Annotated in this window: 8 protein-coding genes; 4 read left to right on the top strand and 4 right to left on the bottom strand. The window is 59.3% G+C overall.

Annotation, left to right across the window (positions count from 1 at the left end; genetic code table 11):
* Positions 1 to 85: 85 nt before the first annotated feature.
* Positions 86 to 820 (bottom strand): thioesterase II family protein, encoded by a 735-nt coding sequence (locus ACNYC6_RS22905; RefSeq protein ID WP_419709280.1) that lies wholly within the window; start codon positions 818 to 820, stop codon positions 86 to 88.
* Positions 821 to 1,003: 183 nt separating this feature from the next.
* Between ACNYC6_RS22905 and ACNYC6_RS22900 the strand changes: the two genes are divergently transcribed.
* Positions 1,004 to 2,827, top strand: coding sequence for a glycoside hydrolase family 15 protein (locus ACNYC6_RS22900; protein ID WP_419709279.1), 1,824 nt, complete (start codon positions 1,004 to 1,006; stop codon positions 2,825 to 2,827).
* Positions 2,828 to 3,110: 283 nt separating this feature from the next.
* Here the strand turns inward: ACNYC6_RS22900 and ACNYC6_RS22895 are convergent, their stop codons facing one another.
* The gene (locus ACNYC6_RS22895) at positions 3,111 to 4,121 is read right to left on the bottom strand and encodes a GlxA family transcriptional regulator (protein WP_419709278.1); all 1,011 of its coding nucleotides are present in this window, start codon (positions 4,119 to 4,121) and stop codon (positions 3,111 to 3,113) included.
* 89 nt (positions 4,122 to 4,210) lie between these two features.
* Between ACNYC6_RS22895 and inhA the strand changes: the two genes are divergently transcribed.
* Complete coding sequence (inhA, locus tag ACNYC6_RS22890; RefSeq protein ID WP_419709277.1) at positions 4,211 to 4,897, top strand: isonitrile hydratase; 687 nt, start codon at positions 4,211 to 4,213, stop codon at positions 4,895 to 4,897.
* A gap of 329 nt (positions 4,898 to 5,226) precedes the next feature.
* Here inhA and ACNYC6_RS22885 read toward each other — a convergent pair whose 3' ends face one another.
* Positions 5,227 to 5,715 carry an SRPBCC family protein gene (locus tag ACNYC6_RS22885; RefSeq protein ID WP_419709276.1) on the bottom strand — a complete coding sequence of 163 codons (489 nt, stop codon included), beginning with the start codon at positions 5,713 to 5,715 and terminating at the stop codon, positions 5,227 to 5,229.
* Between the two features lie 190 nt (positions 5,716 to 5,905).
* Between ACNYC6_RS22885 and ACNYC6_RS22880 the strand changes: the two genes are divergently transcribed.
* Together ACNYC6_RS22880 and ACNYC6_RS22875 are read left to right on the top strand one after the other, a co-directional pair.
* Entirely contained in the window at positions 5,906 to 6,826 is a 921-nt protein-coding gene (locus ACNYC6_RS22880) for an ADP-ribosylglycohydrolase family protein (protein ID WP_419709275.1), read from the top strand.
* A gap of 104 nt (positions 6,827 to 6,930) precedes the next feature.
* Complete coding sequence (locus ACNYC6_RS22875; RefSeq protein ID WP_419709274.1) at positions 6,931 to 7,332, top strand: lysozyme inhibitor LprI family protein; 402 nt, start codon at positions 6,931 to 6,933, stop codon at positions 7,330 to 7,332.
* Between the two features lie 138 nt (positions 7,333 to 7,470).
* Here the strand turns inward: ACNYC6_RS22875 and peaD are convergent, their stop codons facing one another.
* Positions 7,471 to 8,589, bottom strand: coding sequence for a quinohemoprotein amine dehydrogenase subunit beta (peaD, locus tag ACNYC6_RS22870; RefSeq protein WP_419709273.1), 1,119 nt, complete (start codon positions 8,587 to 8,589; stop codon positions 7,471 to 7,473).
* Positions 8,590 to 8,610: the final 21 nt, after the last annotated feature.

Below are 8,610 nucleotides of genomic sequence, written 5' to 3'. Positions count from 1 at the left end.
AAAACGCGTGTTCGCAAGCAATGCAAAACCCTGTAGGAGCAAGTCTGCTCGCTCCTACAGGGTTTGAGTGATATTTGAGAGGGGGTTATCCCACAGCCGCCATGGCATGCCGCCGATAATGAACCTCCAGCTGATCCTTGATCACCCGCAGCACCTTGGCCTCGTGCTCATGGATGAAGAAATGCCCGCCAGCGAGCATGTCCACGGAAAAACTGCCGTGGGTTTCCTTGCTCCAGCCAATCAACTGCTCGGTGGTGGCACGGTCAGCCTTGCCGCCGAGCACGTGCACCGGGCACTTGAGCAGCGGTCGCTGGATCGGCTCGAAGCGCCCGCACAACTGAAAGTCGGCGCGCAGGATCGGCAGCGTCAGGCTCATCAGTTCTTCGTTGGCCAGCACTTCCTCGCTGGTGCCGTTGAGGGTGCGCAGTTGCTCGATCAGTTCGGCATCGGTTTTCGGCTCGGCAAAACCGCGATCGTAGTCGGCGCGCAGGGTCGGCGCAGCGGTGCCCGAGGCGAACAAGGCGACCGGCTCCGGGCAGCCAAGCGAGCGAAACGCGTGCGCCATCTCACAGGCCAGCAATGCACCGAGGCTATGGCCGAACAACGCATAGGGCGCCGTGAGCATGGTTTTTTGTTCGTGAGCCAGTTGCAGCGCCAGGCGGCGCATGTCGGTGTGCAACGGCTCGCCGTAGCGCGCGCCGCGCCCCGGCAATTCCACCGGTTGCAGCTTGATCCACTCCGGCAGTTTGCGCCGCCAGCGGCTATAGACCATGGCGCTCGCGCCAGAATAGGGCAGGCACAGCAATGTCAGCGGGGTCACCGGGCGTACCTCGAAAGTTGTCTGTAAAGAGAACGGATGGGCGCATGCCAGAATTAGTCGGATGAACACCACTGTAGGAGCGAGCCTGCTGGCGATGGGGGCAGAGCAGTCACCGCAAAATGAACTCCAGCCCGCCAAGACCAGTCAGCTACTTAGGCCCTCAACTGCCGGAGCCCCGCGCCAATGACTGATCACCCCGAACGCCAAAGCCCCATCGACGCCCATGGCATCATCGGCGACATGCGCAGTGCCGCACTGGTCAATGACAAGGGCAGCGTGGACTTTTTCTGCTGGCCGGAATTCGACAGCCCGTCGATCTTCTGTTCGCTGCTGGACAGCCCCGAGGCCGGTATTTTCCAGTTATCCCCTGATCTGCCCGACGCCCGACGCGAGCAGATTTACCTGCCGGACACCAACGTCCTGCAGACCCGCTGGCTGAGCGATCGCGCGGTGGTCGAGGTGACCGATCTGCTGCCCATCGGTGACAGCGAGGACGATTTGCCGATGCTGATGCGTCGGGTCCAAGTGGTCAGCGGCAAGGCTACCTTTCACCTGCGTTGCGCTGTGCGCCACGATTACGCTCGCGCCGCTACCCTCGCCTGCATGAGCAAAAAAGACGTAATTTTCGAGGCTGTCGATCAGCTTTCCCTGCGTCTGGCCGCAGATCAACCGCTGCATATCGACAACCACGCGGCCGTCGCCGAATTCACCCTCGAACAGAACCAGACCGCCGAATTTCTGCTCGGCGCCGTCGACGATCCGCGCTTCAAGGAAGGCGCCGCCGCGTTGTGCCTGCAACGCACGCTGAAGTTCTGGCGCGACTGGATCGGCCAGTCGAACTATCGCGGTCGCTGGCGGGAAATGGTCAACCGCTCGGCACTGGCGATGAAGCTGCTGACCTCGCGCAAACACGGCGCCATCCTCGCCGCCGCGACTTTTGGCCTGCCGGAAACCACCGGCGGCGAACGCAACTGGGATTACCGCTACACCTGGATCCGCGACGCCTCGTTCACCGTCTACGCCTTCATGCGCCTGGGCTTTGTCGAAGAGGCCAACGCCTACATGCGCTGGCTGCGCGGACGGGTCAGCGACTGTCGCGGCCAACCAATGAAACTGAACATTCTGTATGGCATCGACGGTCGTCAGGAACTGCCGGAAATCGAACTCACGCACCTGTCCGGCCACGGCGGCGCGAAACCGGTGCGCATCGGCAATCTGGCGTACACGCAGATTCAGCTCGACATCTTCGGCGAGTTGATGGACGCGGTGTACCTGGTCAACAAGTACGGCGAGGCAATTTCCCACGAAGGCTGGAAGCACACCGTGGAAGTGGTCGATCAGGTCTGTGAAACCTGGCAGCAGGAAGACGTCGGCATCTGGGAAATGCGCGGCGAACAACATCACTTCCTGCACTCACGCCTGATGTGCTGGGTCGCACTGGATCGGGCGATTCGTCTCGCCTCAAAACGCTCCTTGCCCGCCCCGTTCGCCCGCTGGGACCAGACTCGGCAAGCGATCTACGCCGACATCTGGGACAACTTCTGGAATGAGGAACGCGGGCATTTCGTCCAGCACATCGGCGGTACCGGCCTCGACGGTTCAATGCTGCTGATGCCGTTGGTGCGTTTCGTCAGTGCCAAGGACCCGCGCTGGCTGGCGACCCTCGACGCCATCGAAAAGAATCTGGTGCGCGACGGCATGGTCTACCGCTACCACAACGACCTCAACCAGATTGATGGCCTGCCGGGCACCGAAGGCGCATTCGCCGCGTGTTCGTTCTGGTACGTCGAATGCCTGGCCCGCGCCGGTCGGGTGGAAAAGGCTCATCTGGAGTTCGAACAACTGCTGCGTTACGCCAACCCGCTGGGGCTGTACGCCGAAGAGTTCGACAGCCACGCGCGGCACATGGGCAACACGCCGCAAGCGTTGACGCACTTGGCATTGATCAGCGCCGCGTGTTTTCTCGATCGGAAGTTGAGTGGGGAGAAGAGTTTTTGGCAGCCTTGAAGGGACATTAAACACCCGGTCTGAGACGTCTCGCCCCGGGCATGTCGCCTGCACGCGTCCTACACGTCTTAAACAAAATAGCCGGAAACACCCTGTTGCCAGCCATTACATCCGCCCATAACATCGACCTTCAGCGGGTACAGCGGAGCTGTCCAACACCCCCGAATTCAAGGAATCGGAATGTCCCAACGCATCCATCGCAGCATTGACCTGCCCCTTCGAACCGGCCTCAACCGCGACGAACTGTGGTGATGTTTACACCGGATCGGGCGAAGTATTTTAATCAGGTGGCGGAAGTGGAAGTCGTTGAACAGACCGACTGAACACACCCTGCAGTACTGACGGAAAACCGCTCTCGATAGGCTTGCGGCGTCACCCCCATCGCCCGCAGAAAACTGCGACGCAGGGTTTCCTCGCTGCCAAACCCGCATTGCACCGCGACCCGTTTGATCGGTACGCCGGTATCGCTGAGCAGGCGCCGTGCGGTTTCGACCCGGATCAGTTCAATGGCCCGCGCCGGGGTCTGGCCCGTGTCGGCGCGGTAATGGCGGACGAAGCTGCGTTCGCTCATGCCGGCCTGTAGCGCCAGCGTTGGAATGCCGAGGTCTTTGGTGAGGTTTTCGCTGATCCAGGCGTGAAGGTCGTCGAAACGGCTGCCTTCTTTCTGCAAGGACAAGGTCACACTGAATTGCGACTGCCCGCCGGGACGTTTGAGAAACACCACCAGTTGCCGGGCGACTTCCAGGGCCATGGTGCGGCCCAGATCGGCTTCGACCATCGCCAGCGCCAGATCAATGCCGGCGGTAACGCCGGCCGAGGTCCATACCGGACCGTCGTTGATGAAAATCGGATTGGGTTCGACCTGCAATTGCGGATGTTGCCGGGCCAATTGCTCGCATCGGGTCCAGTGGGTGACCACGCGCCGGCCGTCGAGCCAGCCACTGGCCGCCAGTAAAAATGCCCCGGTACACACCGATGAAACCCGTCGGCAGCCCGCCGCGTGCTCACGTACCCAATTCACCAGTGGCTGATCTTCCGCCGCCGCGTAAACGCCCCAGCCACCGGCGATGATCAAGGTGTCGCTGCCCTGCCCGGGCAAGGGTTCAGCCAACAACGCCAACCCCGCCGACGACATCACCGCCCCGCCGCCACTGGCAATCACCGACGGCGCATACGGCGCAGACGAACCTTGCTGACGGGCGATGTCATTGGCCGAGGCGAACACCTGCAACGGCCCGGTGACGTCGAGCAATTGCACATTGGCGAAGGCAAGAACGTGAATGGTTTTCGGCATTTTGGCGGAAATCGTGGGGTTATTGGCGTATGCGCCAAATCCTAGGCGCCTACAGTGAAGTCGTCCACCCACTCCAGGAGAAAAACACCATGACCTTGCAGATCGGTTTTCTGTTGTTTCCACAGGTGCAGCAACTCGACCTCACCGGCCCGTACGACGTGCTGGCCTCGTTGCCGGATGTGAAGGTGCATCTGATCTGGAAGGACCTGATGCCCATCACCGCCAGCACCGGCCTGATGCTGAAGCCGACGGTCACCTTCGACGACTGCCCGGCACTGGATGTGATCTGTGTGCCCGGTGGCAGCGGCGTCGGGCCGCTCATGGAAGATGAGCAAACGCTGGCGTTCATCAAGGCTCAGGCGGCGAATGCGCGTTACGTGACGTCGGTCTGCACCGGGGCGCTGGTGCTCGGCGCGGCGGGTTTGTTGAAAGGTAAACGCGCCACCACTCATTGGGCCTATCACGAGTTGCTGGCACCGCTGGGGGCGATCGAGGTGAAGGATCGGGTGGTGCGTGACGGCAATCTGCTGACCGGTGGCGGGATCACCGCGGGCATCGATTTCGCCCTGACCCTGGCTGCAGAACTGTTCGATCAGGACACTGCCGAACTGGTGCAATTGCAACTGGAATACGCCCCTGCTCCGCCGTTCCAGGCCGGTAGCCCGGAAACAGCGCCGGCCAGCGTATTGGCAGAAGCCCGCAAACGCGCCGCAGACTCGTTGAAACTGCGTGCGGAAATCACCGAGCGTGCCGCCGCGAAACTCGACCGTCGGTAGAAAAAAACTGCGGGGCCAAGGCTCCCGCAGCCAGAACTTTTCCTGCGCCCATAAAAAAACCCGCCGAAGCGGGTTCTTCCAAGACCATTACGACTCCCTGTCGTCAGCATTCCATGCAAATGGCCGATCATCCATGATCCTGAGCACTCCCTGTGCGTCAGTGGATGAGGCCAGAATACGCATGGGATCCAATCGGCAATAGACGACATAGTTGTTACGGCGTGTAAGACATTCGCTATAGCGCCCCCTCCGAAAACCCTTAGGTGCCTCATGTACTAAGGCTGGAGGCCAGCGCCCAGCGTTTCAGCCAAGGCTCAAACATACTGCTGTCAGTCACTCTCGCGCTCGCGGGCCTTGGCGTTTTCAACAAGGAATTGCTCCAGTCTGCTCAACTGTTCTTCCCAGCCACGGCTGTCCATGTAATACGCCTCCTTCTGGCGTATGTCGGGAATGTGAGCGAAACCCGATTCGGTCACCTTGAGCAACGTGCCGTTCTCAAAATCTTCCATTTCGAATTTCACCAGCGTGGTGGGCTCCTGGGAGTAGTCGATCTTCGGATTCACCGCGTAAGGGTGCCAGCGAAAGGAGAACAACTGCTGCGGCTCGACCCGCTCCACCAGCACATTCCACAACACATGCTCGTAACCGGGATAGGTCACCTGCCCCTGCGTCCACTCACCGGCAATGAAACGCCTGCCTTCAAGCGCTACGCCGAACCACTGACCGAACGCCTCGGCATCGACCAAGGCACGCCACACATGGGAGCGCGGCGCTTTAAGCGTGATTTTGCGCTCAAAACTATTGGGTACTGGTTTCATACGTCACCTCCTGTACTGAACAACAGTAGGCCTCTAAGACCACATGTCCAGCCCGAAAGTTGTGTTGTGATCAGCTTCGCCCGAAATATTCGGGTGCATTTCTATCGATAAGTTCTGGGCTGCAGACCAAAGAAGCAGACTAAAACTGCTAACGTTCTTCACCGAAACCAATTCAGAACAAGGAAGATGCATGCAGCCCTCACTCCAGGAGCGTTATCGCGGGGCCCTGCTGGGCCTGGCCTGCGGCGATGCCGTTGGCACCAGTGTCGAGTTCCAGCCTCGCGGATCATTTCCCCCCCTGACCGATATGGTCGGCGGCGGTCCCTTTCAGCTGAAACCCGGACAATGGACCGATGACACATCAATGGCTCTCTGTCTGGCCAGAAGCCTGCTGATCAGAAATGGTTTCGACGCAATGGACCAGATGAACCGCTACGTCGATTGGTGGCAGAACGGCTATCTAAGCTCGACCGGCGAATGCTTCGACATCGGCATCACTGTAAGTGACGCTCTAGCCCGGTATCAGGCAACCGGAGAACCCTACTCCGGTTCCAGTCATCCCCGTACCGCCGGCAATGGTTCACTGATGCGCCTGATACCCGTGGTGTTGTATTACTTTCCGGACCGCGAGCAGGTAAGGATATTTACCTCGAACAGTTCACGAACCACGCACGCTGCACCGGAAGCGATCGAATGCTGCCAGTTGTTCGCCGAGCTGAGCTGTAATGCGTTGCAAGGCGCTTCAAAACGGGCGTTGCTTAATGCAGCAAAGACGAAATTCCTTGAACCAAAAGTCGCCGCCATCGCCCGAGGCAGTTACCTCGGTAAATCACCAAACGATATCCAGGGCAGTGGTTACTGTGTTGCCGCACTTGAAGCGGCCTTGTGGTGCTTTGATCAAACCAACAATTTTGCAGCCGCCATCCTGAAAGCGGCCAACTTGGGAGACGACGCTGACACCACCGCTGCAATCGTTGGTCAATTGGCCGGAGCTCATTACGGCGTGAGAGCCATACCCGAAGGTTGGCTGGAGAAACTTCATTTGCGCGACGATATTGAAGCAACAGCTGACGCGCTACTTCGAGCCGCCTCTGCACCCACACTTGCTTGAAAATATGTCGGCAAAATCCGACCCGGCGTGACAGATGTAGATGTCTGAATTACCTACAACGCTACACTGCACCGCAAATTCCCCCGTCACAGCGAGTTTCTGCCATGCACGCACGCTTCCTCCTGGCGTTGACGCCTTTGTTGTTCACTTCCCTGGCTCATGCCGTTGACTGCGACAACGCCACTGATCAAGCCACGATGAACCAGTGTGCGTCGCAGCAGCATGCAGCGGCGGATAAGGAGTTGAATGCGCTTTACCAGCAAATCACTTCGCGCTTGAAGGGTAACCCCGACAGCAAGAAACTGTTGGTGGGCGCGCAGCGTTCGTGGATTGCGTTTCGCGATGCCGAGTGCAAGTTTTCGGCATCCGGGGTGGAAGGCGGGAGCGTGTATCCGCTGATCTACAGCAATTGCGTGACTGAACTGACCAAGGCGCGGGTGGAGACGTTCAAGACTTACTTGAAGTGCCAGGAGGGGGATTTGGGGTGTCCGGTGCCGGGGGTTTGATTTTGGCTATTTTTGCATTGTTTTTGAGGGCCCCATCGCTGGCAGGCTAGCTCCCACAGGGTTCGGTGGTGTTCACACACCACAAATCCACTGTGGGAGCTGGCTTGCCAGCGATGACGTCAGCCCAGACGCCACAATTTACCGGACAAAAATCTGCGCCGTGGTAATCGCCATGTCTCCACCCGGCAACTTGATGCTGCCCGTCTGTTTCAGGCTGTCGGCATCGAAGATCGCCACGTCGTTGAACGTCCCCGCCAGGTAGATCTTGCTGCCCTCCTTGTTGAAGGAAATGCAGTAGTAGGAGTGATCCAGCGTCGCGGCCTGGAGCATTTTCTTCTCTTTGATGTCGTACTTGGCCAGCCGATTGAGCACGCCGAACATCAGGTTCGGGTCTTTCGGCGAGCGCATGCCGCTGAAGTAGATTTCGGTCAAAGGGCCGAAATCGGTGGTTTCGGTCTTGCCCGTCTTCAGGTCGACGCTGAACAGGCCATACAGGTATTCGGCGGTGGCCGGGTCCTGTTTCTTGTCCTTGAATTTCGCGGCGGTGTAGAGCAGCGAGAAGTCATGGCGATACGTCTGCTGGTTCCACACGTAGAGCACGTCCGGCGCGCTGTAGTTCGCGCGCTTCCAGTGGCGGCTGGGGATCAGCACGTCGAACTTGCCGGTCTGCACATTGACCTTGTAGACGTCCGCCCCGGCCACGTACAGCGTGCCGTCATCACCGCTCTGCATGATGGTCAACTGACGCGGTGCCGGGAAACTGCGCACCGGTTGGGCGTCCATGCCGGCGTCGGTCTTGTACACGTCGAGCCGCGGCTGCTGCACTTCGTAGCGATCGTTGAGCATCAAGGTCGGGTTGGCGACGGTGAACAATTCCTTGCCGTCATGGCTGAGGGTGAAGGCAAACATGGATTTGGCTTTCTCGCCCGGCTTCTGGGTGATGCTGGCGTGGAACACCTGTTTGCAACTGTCCAGCTCAACGCCGTAGACATCCGCGTAGTGGTTGTTCAGCACGTAGGCGGTCTTGCGATCCGGTGACAACTGCACGGTGCCAGGGCCGAACGCGTCGGGCATCTTGCAGGTCTTGTACAAGGTGTCGGTGGCCAGGTCGATCACATGCAGGTTGTTCGGGTAGTTGGTGGTCAACATGTACTCGTGACCGTCTTGCAGTGCAGTGTTTTCATCCGCCAGAACACTGAGCGAACAGGTGCTCAGGACGGCGAAAGCGGCCAGGCCGCAGGCTTTTATGCTGTGCATGCTGGAATCCTTCTTCTTGTC

Source organism: Pseudomonas sp. NFX224, from assembly GCF_048565165.1.
GTDB lineage: Bacteria > Pseudomonadota > Gammaproteobacteria > Pseudomonadales > Pseudomonadaceae > Aquipseudomonas.
Note: the sequence above shows the minus strand (reverse complement) of the source record. Positions and strands in the feature narration are given on the sequence as shown.